23 protein-coding genes are annotated in these 23,547 nt (G+C 52.4%); all 23 read right to left on the bottom strand.

Annotated features, from left to right (window positions below; genetic code table 11):
* Positions 1–16 precede the first annotated feature (16 nt).
* The 23 genes from KI809_RS14715 to bamA all read right to left on the bottom strand — a co-directional run bounded on the left by KI809_RS14715 (position 17) and on the right by bamA (position 23,539).
* A complete protein-coding gene (locus tag KI809_RS14715; protein ID WP_214172341.1) occupies positions 17–883 on the bottom strand; it encodes a DUF6492 family protein in 867 nt (288 codons plus the stop codon).
* The gene (locus tag KI809_RS14710; protein WP_214172340.1) at positions 883–2,229 is read right to left on the bottom strand and encodes a glycosyltransferase family protein; all 1,347 of its coding nucleotides are present in this window, start codon (positions 2,227–2,229) and stop codon (positions 883–885) included. The genes KI809_RS14715 and KI809_RS14710 overlap by 1 nt, the downstream gene beginning before the upstream one ends.
* Positions 2,222–3,343: a glycosyltransferase family 9 protein gene (locus KI809_RS14705; RefSeq protein ID WP_337833322.1), complete on the bottom strand. Its 1,122-nt coding sequence runs from the start codon at positions 3,341–3,343 to the stop codon at positions 2,222–2,224. The genes KI809_RS14710 and KI809_RS14705 overlap by 8 nt, the downstream gene beginning before the upstream one ends.
* Positions 3,330–4,112, bottom strand: coding sequence for a glycosyltransferase family 2 protein (locus KI809_RS14700; RefSeq protein WP_214172338.1), 783 nt, complete (start codon positions 4,110–4,112; stop codon positions 3,330–3,332). The genes KI809_RS14705 and KI809_RS14700 overlap by 14 nt, the downstream gene beginning before the upstream one ends.
* A gap of 18 nt (positions 4,113–4,130) precedes the next feature.
* Positions 4,131–4,889, bottom strand: coding sequence for a glycosyltransferase (locus tag KI809_RS14695; protein ID WP_214172337.1), 759 nt, complete (start codon positions 4,887–4,889; stop codon positions 4,131–4,133).
* A gap of 355 nt (positions 4,890–5,244) precedes the next feature.
* The gene (locus KI809_RS14690) at positions 5,245–5,970 is read right to left on the bottom strand and encodes a glycosyltransferase family 9 protein (RefSeq protein ID WP_214172336.1); all 726 of its coding nucleotides are present in this window, start codon (positions 5,968–5,970) and stop codon (positions 5,245–5,247) included.
* A 363-nt stretch (positions 5,971–6,333) separates the two neighbouring features.
* Positions 6,334–6,993 carry a class I SAM-dependent methyltransferase gene (locus KI809_RS14685; protein ID WP_214172335.1) on the bottom strand — a complete coding sequence of 220 codons (660 nt, stop codon included), beginning with the start codon at positions 6,991–6,993 and terminating at the stop codon, positions 6,334–6,336.
* A 119-nt stretch (positions 6,994–7,112) separates the two neighbouring features.
* Positions 7,113–7,895 (bottom strand): alpha-1,2-fucosyltransferase, encoded by a 783-nt coding sequence (locus KI809_RS14680; protein WP_214172334.1) that lies wholly within the window; start codon positions 7,893–7,895, stop codon positions 7,113–7,115.
* A gap of 167 nt (positions 7,896–8,062) precedes the next feature.
* Positions 8,063–8,971, bottom strand: a complete 909-nt coding sequence (locus tag KI809_RS14675; protein ID WP_214172333.1) for a glycosyltransferase family 2 protein — start codon at positions 8,969–8,971, stop codon at positions 8,063–8,065.
* Between the two features lie 87 nt (positions 8,972–9,058).
* Positions 9,059–10,129 (bottom strand): lipopolysaccharide heptosyltransferase II, encoded by a 1,071-nt coding sequence (gene waaF / locus KI809_RS14670; protein ID WP_337833321.1) that lies wholly within the window; start codon positions 10,127–10,129, stop codon positions 9,059–9,061.
* 5 nt (positions 10,130–10,134) lie between these two features.
* A complete protein-coding gene (locus KI809_RS14665) occupies positions 10,135–10,302 on the bottom strand; it encodes a Trm112 family protein (protein WP_214172332.1) in 168 nt (55 codons plus the stop codon).
* 13 nt (positions 10,303–10,315) lie between these two features.
* Positions 10,316–11,389, bottom strand: coding sequence for a tetraacyldisaccharide 4'-kinase (lpxK, locus tag KI809_RS14660; protein WP_214172331.1), 1,074 nt, complete (start codon positions 11,387–11,389; stop codon positions 10,316–10,318).
* Complete coding sequence (locus KI809_RS14655) at positions 11,386–12,675, bottom strand: 3-deoxy-D-manno-octulosonic acid transferase (protein ID WP_214172330.1); 1,290 nt, start codon at positions 12,673–12,675, stop codon at positions 11,386–11,388. Before KI809_RS14655 ends, lpxK begins: the two co-directional genes overlap by 4 nt.
* A 26-nt stretch (positions 12,676–12,701) precedes the next feature.
* Positions 12,702–13,370, bottom strand: coding sequence for a lysophospholipid acyltransferase family protein (locus KI809_RS14650; RefSeq protein ID WP_214172329.1), 669 nt, complete (start codon positions 13,368–13,370; stop codon positions 12,702–12,704).
* Positions 13,367–15,085 carry a lipid A export permease/ATP-binding protein MsbA gene (gene msbA / locus KI809_RS14645; protein ID WP_214172328.1) on the bottom strand — a complete coding sequence of 573 codons (1,719 nt, stop codon included), beginning with the start codon at positions 15,083–15,085 and terminating at the stop codon, positions 13,367–13,369. Before msbA ends, KI809_RS14650 begins: the two co-directional genes overlap by 4 nt.
* Positions 15,085–16,218, bottom strand: coding sequence for a lipid-A-disaccharide synthase (gene lpxB / locus KI809_RS14640; RefSeq protein WP_214172535.1), 1,134 nt, complete (start codon positions 16,216–16,218; stop codon positions 15,085–15,087). The genes msbA and lpxB overlap by 1 nt, the downstream gene beginning before the upstream one ends.
* Positions 16,219–16,304: 86 nt before the next feature.
* On the bottom strand, positions 16,305–17,393 hold the full coding sequence (locus tag KI809_RS14635; RefSeq protein ID WP_214172327.1) for a DegT/DnrJ/EryC1/StrS family aminotransferase: 1,089 nt from the start codon (positions 17,391–17,393) through the stop codon (positions 16,305–16,307).
* Positions 17,394–17,425: 32 nt separating this feature from the next.
* Complete coding sequence (locus tag KI809_RS14630; protein ID WP_214172326.1) at positions 17,426–18,361, bottom strand: Gfo/Idh/MocA family protein; 936 nt, start codon at positions 18,359–18,361, stop codon at positions 17,426–17,428.
* Positions 18,358–19,140 carry an acyl-ACP--UDP-N-acetylglucosamine O-acyltransferase gene (gene lpxA / locus KI809_RS14625; RefSeq protein WP_214172325.1) on the bottom strand — a complete coding sequence of 261 codons (783 nt, stop codon included), beginning with the start codon at positions 19,138–19,140 and terminating at the stop codon, positions 18,358–18,360. Before lpxA ends, KI809_RS14630 begins: the two co-directional genes overlap by 4 nt.
* Positions 19,140–19,586, bottom strand: coding sequence for a 3-hydroxyacyl-ACP dehydratase FabZ (gene fabZ, locus KI809_RS14620; protein ID WP_214172324.1), 447 nt, complete (start codon positions 19,584–19,586; stop codon positions 19,140–19,142). The genes lpxA and fabZ overlap by 1 nt, the downstream gene beginning before the upstream one ends.
* Before the next feature lie 42 nt (positions 19,587–19,628).
* Positions 19,629–20,666: a UDP-3-O-(3-hydroxymyristoyl)glucosamine N-acyltransferase gene (gene lpxD / locus KI809_RS14615; protein ID WP_435052257.1), complete on the bottom strand. Its 1,038-nt coding sequence runs from the start codon at positions 20,664–20,666 to the stop codon at positions 19,629–19,631.
* A 39-nt stretch (positions 20,667–20,705) separates the two neighbouring features.
* Positions 20,706–21,230: an OmpH/Skp family outer membrane protein gene (locus KI809_RS14610; RefSeq protein ID WP_214172322.1), complete on the bottom strand. Its 525-nt coding sequence runs from the start codon at positions 21,228–21,230 to the stop codon at positions 20,706–20,708.
* A gap of 20 nt (positions 21,231–21,250) precedes the next feature.
* Positions 21,251–23,539 carry an outer membrane protein assembly factor BamA gene (gene bamA / locus KI809_RS14605; protein ID WP_435052259.1) on the bottom strand — a complete coding sequence of 763 codons (2,289 nt, stop codon included), beginning with the start codon at positions 23,537–23,539 and terminating at the stop codon, positions 21,251–21,253.
* Positions 23,540–23,547: the final 8 nt, after the last annotated feature.

Below are 23,547 nucleotides of genomic sequence, written 5' to 3'. Positions count from 1 at the left end.
ATCTGCCTACACCGGTTTATCGCTTCAGCCACAATGACTTCCAGCTTCTTTTTTTCTTAGGGATTAGATCTAATGCTTTATCCCAGTTGGATTGATTTATAATGCCCAGGTAATTCTCTGCAAGAACTTTTTCGTTTTCCATTAAGGCAAGACTCTCTTCATATTGCTCAATATAGTGAAATACTTTGAAAAGCGGCTCTACCGGCATAATCGGGATCGGTTTGTAATAAAGAAGCGCCTCGCCATACCAGAGCATTTCATTGGGAAACAGGGTAATCATCTCTGCAAAACTCAACCCGTGCGCTCTGCCGTAATCTTCGCTAAGCCTCTTCCAAACATCGGCATGACAAATGATAGGAGTCGGCCCAAAGTCATAGATCCGGCCGGGACGTCCAAAATAGTTTTGGGCCGCAGCCCGGTCCTTGATGAAGTTTCTCCTGATCTTTGCCTGCCCACTCCTTGCGGCAAACCCCAGCAGTTCCTTCCCTTCATGCATAACAGTGTATGGAGTGACGTCGTCATACATGAAATCGCTGATCCCAAAACTCCGAATGAAGTAGGAGTCAGAATCAATCATGAGGTAATTCAGGCATAATCCCAACCGCCAGAACTCAGACTTCACGACCTGCTGCAGGTGATTACCCGGCATCTTAGCGATCAGAGACTCGCTGTGCTGAGGATTGGCCGACAAAATCTCTTCATCTGCAAGCAGGGTAAGTTCAATACCGGCCAGGTGTTCACGAAACAGGGTTAAATCGTCTCTGGGAACGGAAAGATAAAAAGGGAGCGAGTCTTTATTGAACTGCTGCACACTCTCAGCCAGACGTTTCGCACGCAACAAATCGTTTTTGTATGATTTACAGAATAAGACAATAGTATCCATTACACCGGCCTGTGTTCCTGGTTCTGAGAGGTGCCTGAAACTGCCGCGACAATCTTCGTTATTTTCTCGACCGCGCTCTGCACTGTAAATGGAGCCAGAGTTTCGCAGTCATGTAATTGACCTGCTTGCCACTTTTTCAGCAGCGCAAGCAGGGCCGCTTTCACCCCTTCCACATCAAGGGCATTGAGAGAAATCTGCCCCCGCTGCCGGAGGATCTCTTCTAGTTGGGGATTCTTCCACACCAAACCGATAATCGGCCGCTTGGACCAGAGGTATTCAAACAGCTTGGACGGGATGTATTCTTCACAGAAAGGGTCGCTGCCATGCAACAGGATCAAGGCATCTGACATGCGCATCGCCTCCAGAACCTGCTGGCGACCGCTTTTACCAGTCACGGGGTCACTCTCAAGCCGGCCATGCTCAACAACGACCTCCGGCAAGGGAAACTGCTGGAGCGCCGTTCGCGATACCGGATCAAGACGCGAACCGTAAATATCGACCTGTACCAACTGTTTATAGTCGGGATAATCCTGCAGCAATCGATACAGCCCTTCAATGAAAACAGCGAGATTTCTAGTTTCAGCCAAAGAACCAAAATGGCCAAAGTGCAGTTTCTCCTGGCGGCGATAGATGGCGCCCTGGAAATCCGGCTCCTGAACACCCGGAATTATCATATGACCGCGATCGCCTAACTCCGGGTTTCTTGCCATCGCCTTGGCCAAGGCTCCCTCAGTAAACCACCAGGCTGCATCAGCCTTCTCACAGATCAGGCGCTCCAGGTATGCCGCCCATTTATAAGCCATGGCGGTCCCGCGCCAGTCACCATGGATCATCGGATCATGCAGCTCTGCAATCCAGGGGATGGAAAATTTCCTGGCCAGCAGGTATCCGGCAAAATGAGCAGAATTGGCGCCGCCGGTTGAGTAGATGACGGCAGGGTGCTGCTCATTAATGATGCGGCTCCCCTTGAGATAGGCCATGACAAACCATGACCATTGGCTCTCCAGATGAATCATCGCCCTTTCTATAAAGTAAAGAGGGAGCAAGATAACGTTTGCCAATCCCTTTGCAGCACGATACCAGAAAGGGCTGCGAATATGCTTTTTCAGAATATGCCGCAGGTCGAACTTTAATCCCGAAGGGGCAATAGCCGGGACTTGATAATGCTCCACCACAGTGTCTCTCTCCCCGGTCTGGGCACTGATAACTACCGGCACGATCCCCTTTTCCATCAGGTAAGGGATCTTGTCCGTGATGGTCTGGCTAGCAGCACGGCCATCCATGTTAAAGGCGTGCGAAATAATGAGCCACTTCTGGCCTGCCAACTTGGGCAACTGTTCAGACATGCTTCATCTTCTCCTCAATAACTGACCGTGCCACAGCTTCATCTTTCAGGAGCAGGCCGACAGCCATCAGTACCTCATCGACACCTATCGCTGCCAGACAGGGGCTTTCTGCATCTCCGCCATCATCACACCCGGCCTTGCCGCACGGCACGCATTCCAGATCTTTCTGCAGTACCACAATGTTGCCACGTTGAAGCACCCCTCTCGTTTCAGGGGAACCCTGAGCGGGGTCACCGTCATTATGCCAGGGAAACCAACGAGATGTGAAAGTCGGGCCATACAGGGCAACCATCGGAATTCCAGTGCTTGCGGCAAGATGGGTCACCGCAGTGTCGAGTCCCAGATAAAATGCGGCGCGGCTGATAAGACAGGTCATCTGGTTGAGTGTCAACTCGCCGGCTATCAATACCGGTCTGGTGCGGCACAGGTCGGCAGCCTCGTTCAAAAGCCTTTTCTCTTCAGCCGCCGGGGAAGAAGTCCAGACCGGCTGCAGGCCATACCGCTCGGCAATGGCGTCACTGACAGCGGCAAAGCGATCGAATTTCCAGTATTTATAGATCCAGCGCGCAAAGGGGTGTACCACAAAAAATGGAGTGGCGCAGTTATGCCCCTTGAGGATAGCGGACACTTTTGACTCGTCAGTTGCGTCCCAGAAGACTTTCACCTGCAGCCGCTTCCCCGGAATGCTCAGGGCATCGGCCACCAACTCGCAATACCTGGCAACCGGAATATTCTCCTGGAATTCCAAAGAATGAGTAAAAAAAAGCCTTTTCCAGACATCTTTCCAAAACGACCGCCCCAGGTAGAATCCGACACGCTGCCGCCGGCCGGCAAACAGCACTGCCGAATTACCCCTGTCCGACGCGTTCATGTTTATCGCCAGATCGTAGCGACGAAATATCTCCCGGAAATACCCCTTGCCACCCTTTTCCGAATAAAGCACACGACGCACGCGCGGGTCTTTCTCCAGGAACTCGCCGGTGCCTTTCCCTACCAGGATATCGATTGCCGCCTCAGGATAAGCCTCCTTGAGCAGGCCAATGAGTGGGGTCGTCAGAATCACGTCGCCGATCAGGCGGATGCAGACGATCAGTATGGACTCAGGAGGCTTCACGGTTCTTCTCCGATTTCGCATGTTGCAGTTCGCGAAGTTTTGCGTACTTGTAAAACACCGACACGGCATTGGATACAGCAACGGCAAATCCGGCAAATCCGTCAAGAAACCCCTTCTGAAGAAAAAAGGTTTTGCTGAACGCATACAGTGGCCTGAAAACGACCTGGCTGAAACAGCTCTTCTTACCTCTGGCGAGAAGCTGGGCAGCACCGATGTCCGTATAGCGGTTCATTTTGACGATGAGATCGCTGAAACCGTCAAACGAGTAATGCAAAAGCTCGCCATGACATATGCCGGTTTCCCCATTCACAACAACCTTCTCATGTACAAGCTCCGAGGAGAAACTGGCCATGCGCCTGTCGAACAACCGTACTGTCCGGTCAGGATACCAACCACAGTGGCGAATCTCGTTGAGGCCAAGAAAGGTGCGGCGCGGCACCGAATAGGCGGCTTTCTTTTCGTCGCTAGCGAGAATCTGCTTGATCTCTTCAGCCAGTTCCGGAGTCACCCGTTCATCACAATCAATATTAAACACCATGTCGTAAGCAGCAAGGTTCACAGCAGCCTGCTTCTGCGGCCCGAACCCTATCCAGGGGACATCATGAACCCTTGCCCCGTAGTTGCGGGCAAGCTCAACAGTGCCGTCCGTGCTTCCAGAATCCACCACTACGATATCGTCTGCCCATTGAACACTCTCCAGGCAGCCAGCGATGCGGCGAGACTCATTCAGGGCGATGATCACAACAGATAGTTTTCGAGATTCAGCCACAGGTTGCCTCGCGCAGGTTCATGCAGTCAGCACCCGGTACAGGTGCTCTCCGCTGTTTTCGACCTGAAGAATGTTCCCGGCCTGACGGGCATTTTTCTGATAGGACTCATAATTCGCCATGATGTGGCGTATTGCCGCCAGAATGGCGAGCGGGTCAGCTTTCTCCAGAACTTTTCCCGCAGAGAACCGCTCTACCACAGCCGCTATCCAGGTCCCGGTCAGGGTAACCACCGGTGCTCCGCCACTCATTGCGTCAAGGGTGACGCCGCTGACGCGGTCTCTAAAATCCTTTTGATTATAGAGCTGAAGACAAATAGCCCCGTGAAAGAGGCTCTGATACTCGGCCGTCGGCAATGTCTCAGATTTGAAGCTCAGTGACGGATAACCCAGCGCAACAAGACGCTCCAGAGCCTTGCGGGTCGTATCATCGCACTTGTTGTAATGATCGGGGGATGTCTGCACGACTATCGGGATGGCTTCCCCGCTGGCCGCAAGATGTTCGACAAATGAGGCGACATCCGCTATCCCCTTGTCTGCACGCGCTGCCCCGGCACTGAGGATAAATCTGAACTGCGGCTCCTGCTCAGCGTCGGACATTGCAGAGGGGGTTATCGGGTAAGGAGCCACCTGGACATTGTGGAATCCGCACTCACGCAACTGCTCCGCAACGAGCTCTGTCGGCGCAAGCAGGTCAAGTGCCGGTTGACGCCGGGCAATGCGGGAGAGCTGCCCCTGCTTTTTCAGGTTAAGATTGAGCCAGTGAAAAAAGCAAAACACCTTTCCTCTTGGTATTTCGCTTCTCGCCGCCCAATCCAGGAGCAAAAGATCCGTTCGTCCTGCGGTGGCAATAAATAACCTACCTGGTTGCTGCAGTAAGGCCCGGTACAGGAAATAACCCTGCACCCGCCTCAGGCGCCGGTAAAAATGCCCCTTTACCTGAACCGACAAAGGAAGGACGTTTGAGCAGTATCCCTTGCCTGCCCAAAGAGTAATTGCGGCTGATCTGTCTGCAGAAGAACAGATGCTTTGGATGAAACTGGAACAGTGCCCAGCATCGCTCACCAGGGTTGGTTCAATTATGTGAAGTGGCCATTGCACGCTAATTACCACCAAACCACTAAAGCATATGCTGTCACCTCTCCCACATTATGACCCTTTCGAAAACCTGCTCAGGAGTTATGGCTTCGGTACAGGCACAGGATCCGACAATGTTGCCATCGGGGCAACGGCTCCCACCTGGCTTGCAGCGCTCCTTAAGACAGATGAATTGGCCTTTTATGCCAATAGGCCCCCAGTGAGCCGGATCGATCTCGTCACGTGGCGGAAAAATCCCCAACGCATGCTTTCCCATAGCTGCTGCAATGTGTAACGGACCGGTACCACTGGCAATAAGTCCGTCTGAATATGCAATGAAAGCAATTGACTGTTCCAAGGTCGTTTTCCCGCAAAGATCAATAACATCTGTAGATTCAAACAGTTCAGGGATTTCCTTGCGCAATACCTCACCTTCACTGTCAATTCCGGTGATAAAAATTCGGAACCTGTCTTTTGGCAACAGCCGCGCTAGCTCCAGATAATGGCGGGCGGGCCACTCACGACCATGCATTCTGGATTTGGGATGGAGAATGATGTTTATTTTGTCAGAAACTAGCAGATTTTTCAGTCCAGGATTCAGTTCAGGTATCCTTGTAAGGCCGAAATATCCGGCGATCTCCGTCCTGGAGTAATGCGCTGGCAAGCCAAGCCCTGCCAGGTTTTCCAAGTTTAGTTCAATTTCGTGACGACCAGACCTGCGGCGCCTGTAGGCAACAAAGCGGTTGCAATAACGAGCTGTTTTCAGCCGACGCAGATTTCCCACCCTAATCGACACTTTTGCTTTATAAGCAGCGATTGCAAGCTCCGGATCAGGAAAAGGATTTAGAAAGATATCAACTCCGAGGTTTTTTAGAATTCCGGGATCGGCAATAACCGTTTCTGCGTCCAGAAGCAGGTCAATATACTGGCAGCAGTCTATCAGCGGGCGTACATAGGAATTGCCTATGAAGCATATCTTCAGATGAGGATATGCAGCCTTGAGCACACCAGCCAGAGGTAAGCATGCGAGTACATCGCCCAGACCCATGTGTTGAGCTATCGCCAGGCAACGGGCATTCTTTATTTGCCTGGACGTTGTAAGCCTATTTATTGCCCGTAATAGATTCCACATAAATAATATATGCTCTTAATCGCCCCTATATGAATTATGACTTACAGTACTTCTCGCGACAAAAATATCATGCTCAATGTGCCAATTCAGTGCATTTTTGCGGGCCCAATCTACCAGAAAGTTTATGTCCGGGTAATCCGCATATTCTGGGATCGATGGATCAAAACATCTTATATCGTCAATAAGAATGGTTACATTATTAAACTTAGAAAGGTTCTTCTCAATGCACAGAAGTTCTTCAACAACTGGGCAGTCAGTGGGACCTTTATGTGTTATCCCGCCTGAATAGTGCCCGTCCAGCCAGAAATTAATTGTTCCACTCAAGGTTGGAAGCAATGTAGGGAAAACGTCTTCAGATAAACCGTGTATCACATGAATATAAGGATTATTGAGAAACCTGGCATTTGCCTTCTCAAACAACACATTATCAGGTTCAATTGTATAAACCTCTTTAGACCCTTCAGAAATTAACGCCGTGGTATCTCCCATAAATGTTCCTGTCTCTACCCATATTGCATTCTTTGTCCCAAGACGAAGCAAGACTCTTCTTTTGATATCTGAAGGGCTTGGTGATGCGTACCCCCTTAATATCCACTCGCGATGCTCGTTATTTAGCCCCTTACGTGCTTTGCGTCTGCTTTTATAATCTGAATAAATTTGCATTATACTCATCATTAACCCTTTCCATTAATGTTAATAAATGACAGTATTTATCTATAGAATATTTAGGTAGGCATGTTCTTGCAGTTAATATATTTTAGGACGTTATTCAGAATAATGTACCCATTAGTCTTTCATAGATCAATATTGTTCTTAATGATTTGAAAAAAGCACCTAGAGTGTATTGGTGCCTCAATGTAACTAATCTTACCTTCAAACCAATGTTTAGGGATAATTGCCAATGCATCAGAATTGAGCGCAGCAGCAGTAAGACTAAAAGTGCTATTGGAACAGATTAAAACCATTGCTTTTCGCATGATCCGATGTGATGTAAATGCATCAATATTATCAAGGAAAAAGACCTTCTTAAAATTTGGTGATATTGTTTTCCTAAAATCCGACTCAATTGGAGAATCGGATATGACTACCACATTTTCAACCAATCTTGAAAACTTTCTTATTAAACCGAGGAACTCATCGTCCGCTACTAATAGATGACTTGCAACATTGACATAGTCACCACGTCGCAGATGCATACAGAGAAAACTCTCCGGGATGTTGCCCGCAAGGACATCGCTAAGATCGTCCAGAATTGCAAAATTTCTCTGAATTTCGGGCTGAGCAAGCGCATTAAGAGCAATTGCCAACATTCGCTCACCATCTTTGATTATGTCAGCATTTTTACTGGTGAGGCCAGGAGAAACATCAAAAGAATCTGTAAACAACCCGAAAGGTTCAAGTTGCCAGGGTCGATAAATAATCTCCCCCGAATTGCCAACCAGTGCAAGGTTTTTCGGACTGTCGAAGTACGACATGTCGGCATAAACGATATGCCCGGTCGCTTTCATCGAAAAGTAAACTGCAGATTGAACAATCTGGGCACCCATGCCACCTTCAAAGACAACTACGATGGGCATCTTCCCTCGACGAGAGAAGCATCGAAATAACTTGCTATAATCCATAAATCTATGAACCGCCTTTGTCCGCTATTGAAAGACACCTCTTTTTAGACATGACTGACTGTTAGAGTGAATACTTTGCAAGTTGATACTCCTGCTAATCGTCATAATATAATATTGCCAACTCATGACGTTGCCGCAAATTTGACCACTGTCCTTACTGCAAGGGCCATCCAGTAATCGGCCCTCGCATAGCGTGACCAACGGTAGCTTTTCAGGAATGAGGCGGCCAGGAGATATCTTTTGGAACAGGAGCCAATCTCGGACTTAAGAAACTTTTTGTAAATGAAAGAGCGATAATCACTCAACACTCCGTTGCCCAAAATCGTTCGATTCTTCTTGAGATACCCGAGAAACCGGAGCCGGTCCCGCAGGGATTCGACAGTTCCGTCGCTGCTGCCATGTATCCGGTAAGTCATCAGTGGTTTATTGATCCAGACGACAGAACCTTTGCCGGCAAGATTAAGAAGCCATGTCACATCGGCGTATTTCCCACCCTCAACCGGCAACCGTTCGTCGGCAACCAGTTGCCGGTTGTAGAGATAGCCGGGAAACGGCGCAATCCCGGATTGAGCGCCGGAAAAGTATCGACGTGCCAGATCTTGAGGTGATTTAATAATTTCATGCTGCCGGAATGATCTGAAAGAGCTCCGCGCCTCTAGCTTTCCGAATGATTCTATCTTTGCATTGCAGCCAAGTGCAATCGCCAGGGGATAAGCCTCAAGGCACTTTTCCATCTCTTCAACATAGTCCTGACTCATAACGTCATCGTCGTGGAACAGACAGAAATAATCGGTTTGCGCTTCTTCTATGCAGCGGTTGAAATGTTCCAGAGGCTGAAGCATCGGAGCCCTGCGGATATAGGTTACATCAGGGAACTCGTCACCCAACATTAAACCTACGTCGTCATTACTGGAGTTGTCGGATACTATCAGCTCGAACGCTTGAGAGCTCTGCCCTAAGACTGATTGAATGGTCTGCCTGGCGAAATCCGGCCTGTTATGACAGAGAATGTATATTGTCAGAAATCCCACTAAACCATTCTCCAAAGCACATCCATACGCAGCGCCATAAGGTCAATGTTCAAAATTGATTGAAATCAACCATCCGGTAGCTGATTTTCAACCAGTAACACGTGACAATAACTTTTTTGCCGCCTCAACCACCGCCTCCGGCGTTACCGCTGTCATACATCGATGATCGGTCGGGCACTCCCGCTTCATGCATGGGCTACAATCAACGGTTTGCCGGATAATCACCGCGTTCGGCGCCAGAGGGTAGGTGGTCGTGTGATCCGTGGAGCCGAAGATCGCCACCAAAGGCACCTCAAAAGCGGCGGCAAGGTGCATCGGCCCGGAATCGTTGGTCACAAAGAAGTTGCAGCGCTTGACCAATGCCATAAGCTCCCTGACTGAGGTCTTCCCGGCCATATTGATGCAGCTGCCGGCAAGCTCCCGTTCGATATCCGCTGCAATGACCGTCTCACCCGGCCCGCCGGTTATGACGATTTTTGCCCCCCACGCTGATGCAAGCTCTCGGGCCACTGCAGCAAACCGCTCAGGATACCAGCGCTTGGCTGAGCCATAGGTTGCGCCAGGGTTTACACCCAGAAGGAAGTCTCCGGCTGCAATCCCCCCCTCGGCCAACCGTCCTGCCATAGCCAGATCCTCAGCATCGGTAGTGAACAGCAGCTGGCGCTGTTTCCCGGCAATAATCCCGAAATGGGCAAGCATTGCCAGATAGTTTTCCGACTGATGCACTCCTTTGGGTTGCAGCGCAAGCGGGAAGGCGTGGGTCAGGAGAATCCCCCTGCCATCGCTCCTGTTGCCGAGGCGACGTGGGACCCGTGCCAACCAGGCTATTAAAGCTCCATCGAATGAGTCAGGGAGGAGTACGGCCAAGTCGAAATCATGCTGCCGCAACTCCTTTGCCAGCCTGAGTCGTCCTCCCACTCCCTTGTGTGCACCTTTTCTATCATAAATCAGCACCTCATCCACCCAAGGGTGAGTGAAGAACAGTCCGGCAACCATCTGATTGGCAAGAACAGTGATCCTGGCCTCTGGAAAGGCAGCGCGGACCGTACCGATAGCCGGCAGGGTCATCACCGCATCACCGAGCCAGTTGGTAGCCCGTATCAGGATTTTCCGGATACCTGATCGGTCAAAAATAAGTTTGTTGTCTTTATGATTCACGGCAATCAGATTTTCTCGGCCTCATCAACCAGCATCACCGGTATCCCTTCCCGCACCGGGTAGCGAAGTCTGCAGGCAGAACAGAGAAAGGCCGTTTCATTAGGCTCCATGTCGAGTTTCCCTTTGCACTGCGGACATACAAGAATCGATATCAATTCGGGTGATAGTGCCATAGAATCTCCCCTTTTACAGCAATTTTTCCAGCGCTGCCAGCAGCAGCCCAGGTTCGTTGATCTTCAGTTCCAGTTGGGCGACACAGCAGTCCCTCAGGATGCCACGATACGGCAGCAGTTTGACGGCATCTTTACCAGTGGTAATCAGGCAGTCGGCCCTTTTTGACCGCTTTAGCCCGCCAAGGGCCTCCAGCTCTTCTTTGCCATACTTTGTGTGGTCTGGAAAGGCAAGGGTGGCAAGCAGTGGCAAGCCCTGCTGCTCAAGGGTATCAAAGAAACCGGATGGGTCGGCAATACCGGCAAAGGCAATGATCCTGCGACCACTCAACTCAGAAAAAGGTCTCGCTTCTCCACCGGCAAGCGGTAGCCAGCCAGTCAAGGCATGGGAAGCGGTACAGTGCGGAATCTCCTGAATGGCTGGCGGTATCTCCGGAGCCACATCTCCGCAACGGGTGAATAGCACGAGATCGGCCCGGCCTGCCGCGGAGACCGGCTCACGCAGTAGACCTGCCGGGAGGGTCCTGGAACCGGCAAAGGGATCGCGTCCGTCCAGCAGGAGGATATTGAGATCGCGCTGCAGCCGCAGGTGCTGAAAACCGTCGTCAAGGATAAACAGGTCCGGCGAAAAGCGCTCCATTGCCAGCATGCCGGCCAGATAGCGGTCAGACCCCATGACGACAATCAACTCCGGAAGCTGTGAAGCCAGAAGGCACGGCTCGTCGCCCGCCTCTTCAGGGGAAAGCAGCAGCGAAGTACCGTCGCTGACCACCCTGGTTTCCCCTTCCAGGGTGCCACCATAACCTCGTGTGAGCACTACCACGCGCTTACCCTGGGCCATTAGCAGCCGGGCGAGATGCAGAACCGTCGGGGTCTTGCCGGTGCCCCCCACGGTGATGTTTCCCACAGAGATGACCGGTCGCGGCAACTTGCGCGATCGAAGAAGACCGACCCGGTAACCGAAGGCCCGCAGTCGCATGACAGCGGCATACACCAAAGCAACAATCTGCAACAACGTGAAAAGTAAACGGTCGCCGGCCCCGTGCCGTTTCCCGGAAATCAGATCTTTAAAATACGCTTCACCCTTCACGCCTCACCCTTGATCATGCTTTCGATCACCGCCATATGCCGGGCAGTGGCGCCGCCATTGTCGCTGAGCAGACGAATGCCGTTCTCTCCCATCGTGTTGCGTCTGACCGGATCGTTGAGCAGCTGGCGGATGGCCGTGACCAGCTGGTGCGCATCTTCCACCTCGTGACCGGCATCATACTGTTTCACCAGCGAGGCAATTTCCCGGAAGTTGGCCATGTGCGGCCCGAACAGGACCGGTACCCCCAGCGAAGCCGGTTCCAGCAGGTTGTGGCCACCTTTCGACACCAGGCTCCCACCGACAAAGACAATATCCGAAAGCTCATAGAACTGCATCAGTTCGCCGACAGTATCAACCAGCAGCAGCTCTCCCGGTTGCAACGGTTGGGAATCAGCAACAAGCTCTGATCTCAGCCTGTAACTGAGGCCATGTCTTTTTAAGAGTTCAGCGACGGCAGCTGCCCGCTCCGGGTGTCGCGGCACAAGCACCATGAACAGCTTCGGCTCTGCTGCCAGAAGGTCGAGATACGCGGCAATCAGCTGCCCCTCTTCGCCATCATGGGTACTACCGGCAGTGAAAACCGTTGCCGTACCGGGAACGGAAAACTTGTCCCTGAGCTCTTCCTTGCGGCCAACCGTTACCGGAGAAGCGGTTATGTCGAACTTCAGGTTCCTGGAGACCAGTACCAGGTCGGCAGGAGCGCCAATGGCAATGATCCGCCGCGCATCCTCCTCCCCCTGCATGCAGAAACGGGAGACATTTGCCAGCACCGGCCGGAAAAAGGCCTTTGCCCGAAGATAACCCCGGAAGGAACGGTCGGAGATCCGGCCATTGGCGATAACCACCGGGATCCCGGCCAACCTGGCTTCACGGAGAAAGTTCGGCCATAGTTCGGTTTCGACAATCACGATTACCGATGGCTTGACTGCCCTCAGCAGGCGGCGCACGGCAAACGGGTAATCAAAGGGGAAATAGAGCGCCAGATCCACTTCCGGAAAACCTGAAGCAACCTGCCGTCCGGTTTCCGTCATATTGGAGATCAGCAGTGGTGTAGCGGTGAAACGCGCCTTGATCCCCTTGAGCAAGGGGCGGCAGGCCACTGATTCCCCTACTGATACGGCATGAACCCAGATAGGACGGGAAGCGGCGGGAGGTAATATGGCCGGGACAAAGCCAAACCGCTCCCGCAACGCGGCAGGTCTCCCTCTGCTCACTGAGCGATACAGATGCCAGGCGATTATCACCGGCAACAGCAGTAGCAGTAGGATATTGTAGAGTAAATACATTTCGGCCCGGAGTGTCGGTTGTCAGGTTATTGCTGGGTTTCGGTGAAAAAACAATCAGCTTGCGCCGTAGTCTCTTTCAGGGCAGTCTCAATGCGCAATCGGAAAACTTCCAGATCTTCGCCTTCACAATAGCGAAGCGGCGCACCAATCACAAAAACCCCTTTGGAAAACGGTTTGGGAATCAGCATCTTGTCCCAGCTCGTGCCTCTCCAGCTGTGCGAAGAGGAAAAGGCAACCGGCACCACCGGCCTGCCGCTTACCCTGGCAGATTGCGCAACCCCTATTTTTGCGACTTCAGCCGGTCCGCGGGGACCATCCGGGGTTATGGCAATATCATCACCTTCGGCCAGCAGCTTCTTCATCTCTCGCAGGGCAGCCGCCCCCCCCTTTGAGGAGGAGCCTCGGACCAGGCCAAAACCGAAACATTTCATGACATCGGCGATCAACTGGCCGTCCCGGTGGGTGCCGATCAGGACATTCATCCGTTTCCCAGGATAGACAAACGGGATCATCAACAGCCTGCCATGCCAGAAAATCCCGATAAACCCCTCACCACTTTTGACAAACTCCTTCATGATTTCCAAACCAACCACCCGAATCCGCATGGTCAGCCGGAAAAAACACAACAGGATGTAGATCAACCAGGCGATCTGCGGACTGAGCCGGTTGAGTATGTTACGCCTTAGCTCTTTCATCCCTGGAATTGCATGTCATAGAGTCGCTTGTACAGACCATCCTTTGCCAGAAGCTCGGCATGACTCCCACTCTCCTTGATCTCCCCGTTTTCTATGGCAACTATCTTGTCAGCACGGAAAATGGTGGAAAGTCGGTGGGCAATGACAAAGGTGGTCCGATTGGCCATCAGGTTTTCCAGCGCACTCTGGACCATCTGCTCACTCTCGGTGTCAAGAGCGCTGGTGGCCTCATCCAGGATCAGGATCGGGGCGTCTTTGAGAATCGCCCTGGCAATGCACAGCCGCTGCCGCTGGCCACCTGAGAGACGTACCCCCCGGTCGCCGATGTTGGTAAGATACCCTTCCGGCATCTCCATGATAAAGTCGTGGGCAAAGGCCGCCTTTGCTGCTGCTTCGACCTCCGCATCGGCTGCATCGGTCCTGCCATAGCGAATATTGTTGGCAATGGTGTCGTTGAACAGGATGGTCTCCTGGTCAACCAGGGCAATCTGCTTCAGCAGATCAGCCAGGACAACGCCCCTGATATCCTGACCATCAATAAGAATGGCGCCGGACTTCACATCGTAGAACCGGGGAATCAGAGAAACCAGGGTAGTCTTGCCGCCCCCGGACGGACCGACCAGCGCTACCACCTCACCTTTTTTGGCAGACAGGGAAACCTTTTTCAGCACCTCTTCATCCTGGTAACTGAAGGAGACGTCCCTAAACTCAACTTCACCCTGTACCCGGGATACCGGCCGTGCATCCGGGGCATCGACAATCTCCGGCTCAGCGTCGATAATCTCAAAGACCCGCTCCGAAGCGCCGATGGACCGTTGCATGACATTGTAGGCATTGGTCAGTTTTTTCACCGGTGAATACATCATGACCATCGCGGTGATAAAAGAGAAGAATTCTGCGGCGCTCATCCTGCCGGACATGACATTGGCCCCGCCGACCCAGATCACGGCAGCCACCCCGAACGAGGTGATGAACTCGGTCACCGGGGTTGACAACGCCTCGTATTTTATCGATTTACGTTGAAAATAGTAAAACTCGTGGTTACGATCCCTGAACTTGGCAATCTCCCGTTCTTCAAGGCCGAACGCCTTTATCACCTTGATCCCAGAGAAGGTCTCCTGGAGGATGCCGGCGATATTACCCATCGTCTCCTGGCCCCCCTTGGCAATCTGTTTGATCCGCTTGCCAATTTTCTGGGCCGGGTAGACTGTGACCGGCAGAACAATGAAGCAGATTAAGGCCAACTGCCAGTTGCGGTAGAAGATTACCCCCAGGAGCGAGACAGCGGACAACCCGTCGCGGAAGAGTCCGGTAATAATGGTCCCGACCCCCTCCTGCATCATGTTGACATCGTTCAGCACCCGCGACATCAGGCCACCGGTGGTCTGGCGCTGGAAAAAGCCGAGCGACAGCCTCATATTCCGCTGGTAGATCTCGTTACGGACCCCCTGCACCGCCATCTGTCCTGCGGTACGCATCAGGTAGTCATTGGTGAAACGGCATATCCCGCGGATAACGAACAGAATAATGATGCCGAACGGCAACAGAGTGAATACCAGGAGATCTTTCTCCGCAAAGATCTTCTTGAGCAACGGCTCCACCAGCCAGGCAAAGGCGCCGTCCATGGCCCCGACACCGGTCGAAACAATGGCGGCAATCGCCATGCGCTTCCAGTATGGTTTGCTGTATAAAACGATACGACGGAATGAATTCATTATCTGGGATTCCCTTGTTCGAGCATATCTACTGCCAGCCTGGCAACGCGCTGCGAGGCCCCGCTTTCTCCGAGCAGAGACCTGACCCGGTGCAGTTTCTCACGGATGCTCTCGCTATAATCTCTATCAATCAGCATCTTTCCTAGTTCTGCAGCAATTTTTTCAGGCACGGCATCGTGCTGGGTAAGTTCCGGGACCACCCGCTCTCCCGAGACAATGTTGCAGATGCCGATATGATCGACCCGGATCAGCTTGGTGCCGATAGCGTAGGTGAGCGGTGAAACCTTGTAGATGATCACCATCGGCACGCCCAGTAGCGCGATCTCCATGGTAACAGTCCCGGAAACCGTAACAATGACGTCGCACGCCTGGATCACATCATGGACCCTGCCGTCCACAACAGTGACAGCCAACCCGCTGGCAGCAATCTGCGGCTGCAGATCATCCATGGTAAGGCTTGATGCCATGGGGAGGACAAACTGGAGATCTGGAAACCTTTCCCGCAACAACCTGGCAGTTTCCAGAATCACCGGGAACAACCTTTTAACCTCACCTTTGCGGCTGCCGGGGAACAGCCCCACTACCGGGCGCAAAGGATCAAGACCGCAGGAACTGCAGGCAGCAGTTTTCCCCATGGCCGGTTTGACCATATCGACCAGCGGATGGCCGACAAAGGTAACCGCGAGACCGGCCTTTTCATAGAAAGGGACCTCAAACGGAAAGACAACCGCCATATGGTCGACGAGCCTGGCAATCTTGTGGACTCTGCCGGCTCGCCAGGCCCAGACCTGGGGGCTGATGTAATAGAGGACCTTGACTCCGGCCTTTTTTGCCACCCTGGCCAGGAGCAGGTTGAAATCCGGGTAGTCGATGAGAATGAGCAGCTGTGGCGGATCCTCCCTGAGAATATTGCGCAGCGTGGCATAAGCCCTTCTGATAACGCCAAAGTGGGCAATGACTTCAATCAGCCCAACCACGGCCATGTCAGCGGCATCCACCAGGATGTCAACGCCGGCTTCACGCATCCGCTGACCGCCCATGCCGAAAAACGAGAGCCCCGGATTAATCCGTCGCGCCTCTTCAACCAGGCGTGCCCCGTACATCTCACCGGAAGCCTCACCGGAAACGATCATGATCCTGTTAGCCTGCACAATGCTCCCATAAACATAGAAACGCCCGGCAGGGCGTCTCTATCAGCCAAAAAAGTGAAACCCGCCCGTCAAACCGACTTGATAACCTCTACCACCTGACGCACCTGGTCATCGGTCATTTCCGGGAATACCGGCAGAGACATGCAGCGTGCCGCGACCGCTTCAGACACAGGAAGCTGAACCGACTTGAACTCATCGGCAAACACCTCCTGCTTGTGAAGTGGGATCGGGTAGTAGACAGCAGACGCGATCTGGGCCTTGGTCAGCGCCTCCATAACAGCATCCCGCTTGTCGGTAAGTGTCGTGTACTGATGATAGACATGCCGACCGATGCCGTCTTCAGCTGGGGGGGTCAAAGCCGAGCCGGCCAGCAGCGAGCTGTACAGATGGGCAACCCGTCTCCGCCCGGCGGTGAACTCCTCAATCCGCTTCAGCTTGACCCGCAGGATAACAGCCTGGATTTCGTCAAGACGGCTGTTGTAACCGATAACATGATGGTGATAACGGACCCTGCTGCCATGGTTGCGGAGCACTTTCAACTCTTCGGCTATTTTGTCGTCGTTGGTGGTTACCAGACCACCGTCGCCGTAGCAACCGAGATTCTTGCTCGGGAAGAAACTGAAACAGCCAGCCAGCCCCCAGGAACCGGTCATTTTGCCGTCAATATCGGCCCCGAATGACTGGGCGCAGTCCTCTATCAGAAGCAGCCCCTTGTTTTTGCACAGCTCTGCAATAGCCTTCAGGTCAGCAGGCTGGCCGAAGAGATGAACCGGCAACACCGCCTTGGTGCGGGGGGTTATCGCCTTTTCGATCAGGCTGGGGACGATGTTGAAGCTCTTGGGGTCAATATCAACAAAGACCGGCGTTGCTCCGACGTAGCGGATGGCCTCAGCGGTAGCGATAAAAGTAAACGGAGTGGTGATCACCTCGTCACCGGGGCCGATACCGGCTGCGGCCAACGCCAGGTGCAGGGCATCGGTGCCTGAGGCGCAACCGATGGCATGCTTTACCCCTAAGTACTCGGCTGCTTCTTTTTCAAAAGCCGCCACATTCGGGCCAAGGATATACTGGGTATTTTCAAGAGCCGCCAGGACTCCGGCATCGATCTCTTCTTTGAGAATGTGGTATTGCCCTTTCAGATCAACCATGGGAATCATCTTAACTTCTCCTTTTCATGGCATATGTTTGTTTAAAAATTAACCGCCTTTTCAATCATCAGTGCCGCTTCAAGCGCCCTCTTGCCGTCCAATCCGGTCACCGGAGGCTGTGCTCCGGCTCTGACAGCAGCAATAAACGACTCTACTTCATCCCGCAACGGATCGGAGGCGGGAAACGACTGTTCATCCTTTGCCAGGTCAGGTACACCGGGCATCTGCTCCCCTTCCCCTTTCGTGAGCCTGACGATCTTCCGCTCCTGAAAATCGACGTTCAGGTACGAATCGTTCTGGAAGATCCGCATCCGGCGCTCGCTCTTCAGGCTGATCCTGCTGGCGGTAATGTTGGCGACACAGCCGTTCTCGAATTCAAGCCGGGCATTGGCAATATCAACCTTGTCGCTGTATACCGGGGCGCCGGTCGCCCTGATTTCCCGGACAGGGGAGTCAACCAGGGAAAGTATGATGTCCAGGTCATGGATCATCAGGTCGAGGATGATACTGACATCAGTACCACGCGCCTTGAATGGCCCGATCCGGCTCGCTTCGATAAAGCGCGGAGTCTTCAGGCTATTGCGCAGGGCTTTATAAACCGGGTTAAACCGCTCCAGAAAACCGATCTGCAGGACAACCCCTTTTTCAGCAGCAATCCGATTCAGCTCGACCGCCTCTTCAAGAGTGGCAGTCATCGGCTTTTCCAGCAGGACATGAACACCGCGGGAAAGGAAATACTCAGCAACCTCAAAATGGGCCTTGGTCGGGACCACAATACTGACGGCATCTACCTTGCCGGCAAGGTCCCGGTAATCAGCCACGGCATTGACGCCCAGCAGGCCGGCAACCTCAGCGAGACGGCTCTGATCGGCATCAACCACGGCAACAAGTTCTGAGCCGTCACAAGCGGCATACTTATCGGCATGAAACTTACCCAAGTAACCGACCCCGATGACTGCAGTTCTGATCTTACTCATGGCCGGCAGATCCCGCGCTCAGACCGCTCGATAAAATCGACAAAATAGTCGACTTCCTTTGACTTTCTGACGTCGCTCTTGATTTTGGCGAGGATCTCCGGGAGTTTCAGCTTGGAGAAGGCCAGGATGCGGTAGGCCTTCTTCAAGTCGGAAATCACTTCAGGACTGAAACCGCGACGCTTGAGGCCGATCAGGTTCAGCCCGCGCAGTGAGGCATCCCGTTTGTCACAGGTAGCGGCAATGGTAAAGGGAGGAATGTCGTGGCCGACCATGGTGCCGCCGCCAATCATCACATAACCGCCAATATTGACAAACTGGTGAATAGCAACCAGTCCGCCCAGAATGGCAAAACTGTCTACGGTTACATGCCCGGCAAGGGCTGTGGCATTGGCCATGACAATGCCATCGCCAAGGATACAGTCATGGGCAACGTGGGAATAGGCCATCAGCATATTGTTGCTGCCGACAACCGTCTGTTTGCGGCCATTGACCGTGCCGCGGTGAATGGTGGCAAATTCGCGAATAACATTGCGGTCCCCGACAATGACCAGGGTTTCCTCGCCATTGTATTTCAAATCCTGCGGGGCAGCGCCGATGGCAGCCATCTGGAAGATCTGGTTCTCTTCGCCGATTGTTGTCCAGCCATCAATGACTGCGTGTGCGCCGATCTTCGTGCCACGCCCTATCTTTACATGCTCTCCAATCACTGCGTACGGGCCAACCTCTACATCAGGGGCAATCTGCGCGCCGGGATGGATTATCGCTGTTGGATGTATCATTATTTCGTGTCCTTATCTGCTAGAGTTGCCTTTAACTTGGCTTCAGTCGCCAGCTTGCCATCAACAAACACCTTGCCGGAAAACACCCATATCCCCCGTTTACAGGCAATGACGTCAATCTCTATTCTGAGCTGATCTCCAGGCACAACCGGTTTTCTAAATTTTGCTTCGTCAATTGCACCGAAATAACATACTTTATTCTGAGGATCATCACTTGTCGCCAAATAGGCTAGGATTCCGCCAACCTGCGCCATGGCCTCAATGATAAGCACACCGGGCATGACCGGGTGACCGGGGAAATGTCCGGGGAAAAACGGCTCATTGATGGTAACGTTCTTTAAGGCAACAATCCGTTTACCCGGGTCATGCTCGATTACCCTGTCAACCAAAAGAAACGGAAACCGATGAGGTAATATCTTCATAATCTGGTTTACATCCATTATCATTTTGTCCCCCTTTTGAACAAACCGATTTCACCAAATATAACGTCACTTTTTGCTATTCAAGAGATTCTCCAGGTCTGCAATCCGCTTCTCCAGAGTGCCTAGGGTCTTCTTCATCTCCGGCAGTTTCGGCACAATCGCCGAGGTCTTCAGCCATTGGCGATGATCATAGGCAGGAATCCCACTCACAAGGCTTCCTGCCGGTAAATTGCACGCCACGCCGGACTTGGCACCGATCATCGAATTGTCTCCAATGGTCAGATGCCCGACAACCGCTGACTGACCGGCAAACGTCACATGCTTGCCGATCTTGGTACTGCCTGCTATGCCGACCTGGGCAACGATCATGCAATTCTCGCCGATCTGGCAGTTATGGGCGATCTGCACCAGGTTGTCGATCTTGGTGCCTTTACCAATGCGGGTCACTTCGAGTGCCGCCCTATCAATGGTGCAATTGGCGCCGACCTCGACGTCGTCCTCTATAATGACGATCCCGACCTGGGGGATCTTGAACCACTGCTCACCATCAGGCGCATAGCCAAAACCATCGCTGCCGATTACGACCCCGCTATGGATTATGACCCTGTTGCCGATGATGCATCTCTCGCGAATCACCGTATTGGCATGAATGGTGACATCATCACCGATAGTAACGCCTTGATAAACCACGGCACCGGGGTAAATGACGACCCGGTCACCCAGCTTTGACCCATCCAGAACCGTTGCTCCGGGGTACACGGTCACATCTGCACCCAAAGCAACATTCGCCCCGACAAATGCCCCAGGCATCACCCCTTGCGGCTTCGGTGACCTGACATGGAACAGGGTCAGCAGCTTGGCAAAAGCGAGATACGGATTTGCCGTCTCGATCACATTTTTGCCATGGCCATCCGCTCCTGGAGGTAAAACCACGGCAGAGGCCTTGGTTGAGGCGACTTTTGCTGCATACCTGGGATTGGCGAGAAAGGTGATCTCCCCTTCCCGAGCATCATCTAATGAGGCAAGACCACTGACCAATACGGAAGGATCGCCGATTACCTTACCGTCAAGATAGTCTGCCAGCTCCTGTAAGGACTTGTTCATGTGCAACACCCTGTTCGATAGATAATAACCACTTGATATTTATTTCTTGTCTTTTTTGCTGTTCATCTGCTTTACGATCTCATCGGTCAGATCGATATTCTCATCCATGTACATCAGCATCTCGCTTTTGGCCACAATCAAGGAAAACCCGTTTTTCTTGCCATACTCCTGGGTGGTCTTAAAGGCTTCTTCGATGATCTTGTTCTTCAGCTCCTCATCCTTGGCCTGGAGTTCATCATTCACATCCTTGATGAAACGCTGGTATTCCTTGAGCTTCTGCTGGTAATCCTTCTCTTTCGCATTCCGAGCCGTCTCATTAAGCAGAATATTCTGCTTCTCCAGGTCTGCCTTGAGCTTTTTCAGGTCGTCTTCCCTGGAGTTTTTCTCTGATTCATGCTTGGCGATCTTGCCGGCCAGCTGCTCTTTTGCCGTCTTGCCGGCTTCAGAATTAAACAGGACCTTCTGAATGTCTACCGTGCCGATTTTAGGCGCATCTGCAGCGCCGGCACTGGTAGCTCCGAGCATTAACAGCGAAACAAGTAATCCAATGATCCCTGATTTCATATTGTTCTCCTTTGTTGTTATCAGAAGAAGCTTCCGATGGAAAATTCCAGTTTGCCGCTCTTGCTGTCTATGCCTGTGCGCGGATTGAGCGGTATGCCATATTCAAGGCGCAACGGCCCGATCGGCGAAAACCAGCGGACTCCGAAGCCGTAACTGCTCTGCATGACTTTGAAAAGATCGCTTGGTTTATCATACGAGTTGCCGGTATCAAAGAAGACAACACCTTTCAGGCCAGCCTCCTTGATCAGCGGCATGGTCATCTCGGCTGAGAACACCGCCTCGGTGTTGCCACCGGTATAAGAACGGATTATTGAAGCCGTTGCACCGACATTCTGTCGGCTTTCAACCAGCTTGTAAGGGCTGACCGTTCTGCCGCCGTAGCCGCGCAGGGTGCTGATCCCGCCAAGGTAAAATTTCTCGTCGATCGGAATATCCTTGCCGATCCCCTGGATATGCCCCATGACGCCGCGAACCGAGAAGACGGCATTCCAAAAAAGCGGGGTGAACAGGGTTGTTTCGCCGATGTACCTGGCAAAGCGGCTGGTACCGCCAAGACCGGCAAATTCAGCAGAAAGTGAACTCATGGTGCCGGTGGTCGGGTCCAGGCGATAGTCGGTGGTATTTCTGGTCAGACTGGCAGAAATGGAACTGGTAGTCGAAGAGGGATCATACTCCTGCTTGGTGAGAATGAAGGCCTGGGAGATATTGAAGATCTCCTTCTGTTCATATTTATAGATCCAGAAGGTACTGAGCGTATCGCTGATCGGATAGCCAGCCTTGATGTCGCCACCGATCGCCCGACGGGTATAATCCAGATAGTCCCTTTGCGATCGATACAGGTCGCCACCGACGGTCCAGCGACTGTCGAGGAAGTATGGATCGGTGAGTCCAAGGCTGTAGGTGCTTGACTTGCCGCCGATCGATGCCGAAACATTGGCCTTTAGCCCCAAACCGAAGAAATTGGCCTGCTGTACCGAGCCCTGGCCGATGAAGCCGTCAAGAGAGCTGTAGCCGGCGCCGATGCTGAAGGTTCCAGTCGGCTTCTCTTTGACATCGACCTTGAGATTCAGCTTGTTATCGGCCGAGCCTCGCTCTGTGGCAAGGGTGGCTTCTTCAAAATACCCCAGGTTCATCAGGTTTTGCTTGCTCTTCTTCAGGCCGGTGCTGTTGTATAGGTCACCCTCTGCCAGCTTCAATTCGCGACGAATAACCTTGTCCCTGGTCTTGGGGTTGCCGGAGATGGTAATCCGGTCGATGTAGACCTTTTCACCCTTTTCCATGTCAAAGGTAATATCAATGGTTTTTGCTTCAGGATTGAGTTTGGTAAGCGGGTTGACGTTGGCAAAGGCATACCCTTGATCGGCATAAAGATCGGTCAACTGGAAGACATCGCCTCGCAGTACTGATCTACTGAAAATCTCACCGCTTTTCAGCTTGAGCTGTTTCGACAGCTCTCCGGCTTTTTCCAACAGGTCGCCTTTAAAGTCAATTGCCCCCACCCGGTACTGATCGCCTTCCTTGATGTCAATCTGGACGAGAAGCCCTTTTTTGTCCGGTAGCAGATCAACATGGGGCTCGGCAATCTTGACATTCACATAGCCGTTATTGAAATAAAAATCAGCAATGAGGGCGATGTCGTTTTTCAGCACTTCCTCCTTATAAACCCCGGCGCCGGTCATCCAGGAAAGCCACCAGTCTTCGGTTGACTCCATCAGCCCTTTGAGTTTACGGCGAGTGAACGAGTGATTGCCGTCAAAGCGGATCTCCTGGATCAGGATCTTTTTACCCTCAGAGATCTTGAGAAGGAGCCTGAGGTCAGTATCCCCGCGCTTTTCAGTTGAACTTTCAACCTCTGCTAGATAGTAACCCTCATCGGCATACAGTTTCTTGATTTTCTTAATACTTCTTGCCAGGTCCTTGGCCGAGAAAATCGAGTTGGCTTTTAATTCCAGAACCTCTTTAATCTTGTCGGCGGACAGCTCTTTGTTGCCCTCGATCTTGATGTCTCTGACTACCGGCTTTTCGGTCACGATATAGGTGACGATCACCCCTTTTTCACCTGGTGCCGTTTCAACCTTGACATCCTGAAAATGACCAAGCTTGAATACTGCTCTAACGTCGGCATCTATCTTGTCCAGGTAGAGAAGATCACCGGCTTTTACGGTCAGGGCATTTCTTATGGCATCAGACTCGATCCTTCGGTTACCGGAAATCTTGACTTCAGTGATCTTCTCACCTTCAGCCAAGGCATAGCCGGTGAGCAGAACGAAGAGGAGTAGAGCGCTAGAAAATATTTTCCCGAAGCTTATAGACAAAA

The organism is Geoanaerobacter pelophilus (assembly GCF_018476885.1).
Classification (GTDB): Bacteria; Desulfobacterota; Desulfuromonadia; order Geobacterales; family DSM-12255; genus Geoanaerobacter; species Geoanaerobacter pelophilus.
The sequence above is the reverse complement of the archived record's forward strand: the minus strand, read 5'-3'. Positions and strand labels throughout refer to the sequence as shown.

What these genes read in the sequence shown, in the direction of transcription:
- KI809_RS14630 (WP_214172326.1), bottom strand. Translation starts at nt 18,361, where the DNA reads ATGAGTAAGATCAGAACTGCAGTCATCGGGGTCGGTTACTTGGGTAAG.
- KI809_RS14610 (WP_214172322.1), bottom strand. Translation starts at nt 21,230, where the DNA reads ATGAAATCAGGGATCATTGGATTACTTGTTTCGCTGTTAATGCTCGGA.
- KI809_RS14710 (WP_214172340.1), bottom strand. Translation starts at nt 2,229, where the DNA reads ATGTCTGAACAGTTGCCCAAGTTGGCAGGCCAGAAGTGGCTCATTATT.
- msbA (WP_214172328.1), bottom strand. Translation starts at nt 15,085, where the DNA reads ATGAATTCATTCCGTCGTATCGTTTTATACAGCAAACCATACTGGAAG.
- lpxD (WP_435052257.1), bottom strand. Translation starts at nt 20,666, where the DNA reads ATGAACAAGTCCTTACAGGAGCTGGCAGACTATCTTGACGGTAAGGTA.
- KI809_RS14650 (WP_214172329.1), bottom strand. Translation starts at nt 13,370, where the DNA reads ATGAAAGAGCTAAGGCGTAACATACTCAACCGGCTCAGTCCGCAGATC.
- KI809_RS14635 (WP_214172327.1), bottom strand. Translation starts at nt 17,393, where the DNA reads ATGATTCCCATGGTTGATCTGAAAGGGCAATACCACATTCTCAAAGAA.
- KI809_RS14665 (WP_214172332.1), bottom strand. Translation starts at nt 10,302, where the DNA reads ATGGCACTATCACCCGAATTGATATCGATTCTTGTATGTCCGCAGTGC.
- fabZ (WP_214172324.1), bottom strand. Translation starts at nt 19,586, where the DNA reads ATGATAATGGATGTAAACCAGATTATGAAGATATTACCTCATCGGTTT.
- KI809_RS14655 (WP_214172330.1), bottom strand. Translation starts at nt 12,675, where the DNA reads ATGTATTTACTCTACAATATCCTACTGCTACTGCTGTTGCCGGTGATA.
- lpxB (WP_214172535.1), bottom strand. Translation starts at nt 16,218, where the DNA reads ATGATCGTTTCCGGTGAGGCTTCCGGTGAGATGTACGGGGCACGCCTG.
- KI809_RS14685 (WP_214172335.1), bottom strand. Translation starts at nt 6,993, where the DNA reads ATGATGAGTATAATGCAAATTTATTCAGATTATAAAAGCAGACGCAAA.
- KI809_RS14680 (WP_214172334.1), bottom strand. Translation starts at nt 7,895, where the DNA reads ATGCCCATCGTAGTTGTCTTTGAAGGTGGCATGGGTGCCCAGATTGTT.
- KI809_RS14715 (WP_214172341.1), bottom strand. Translation starts at nt 883, where the DNA reads ATGGATACTATTGTCTTATTCTGTAAATCATACAAAAACGATTTGTTG.
- lpxA (WP_214172325.1), bottom strand. Translation starts at nt 19,140, where the DNA reads ATGATACATCCAACAGCGATAATCCATCCCGGCGCGCAGATTGCCCCT.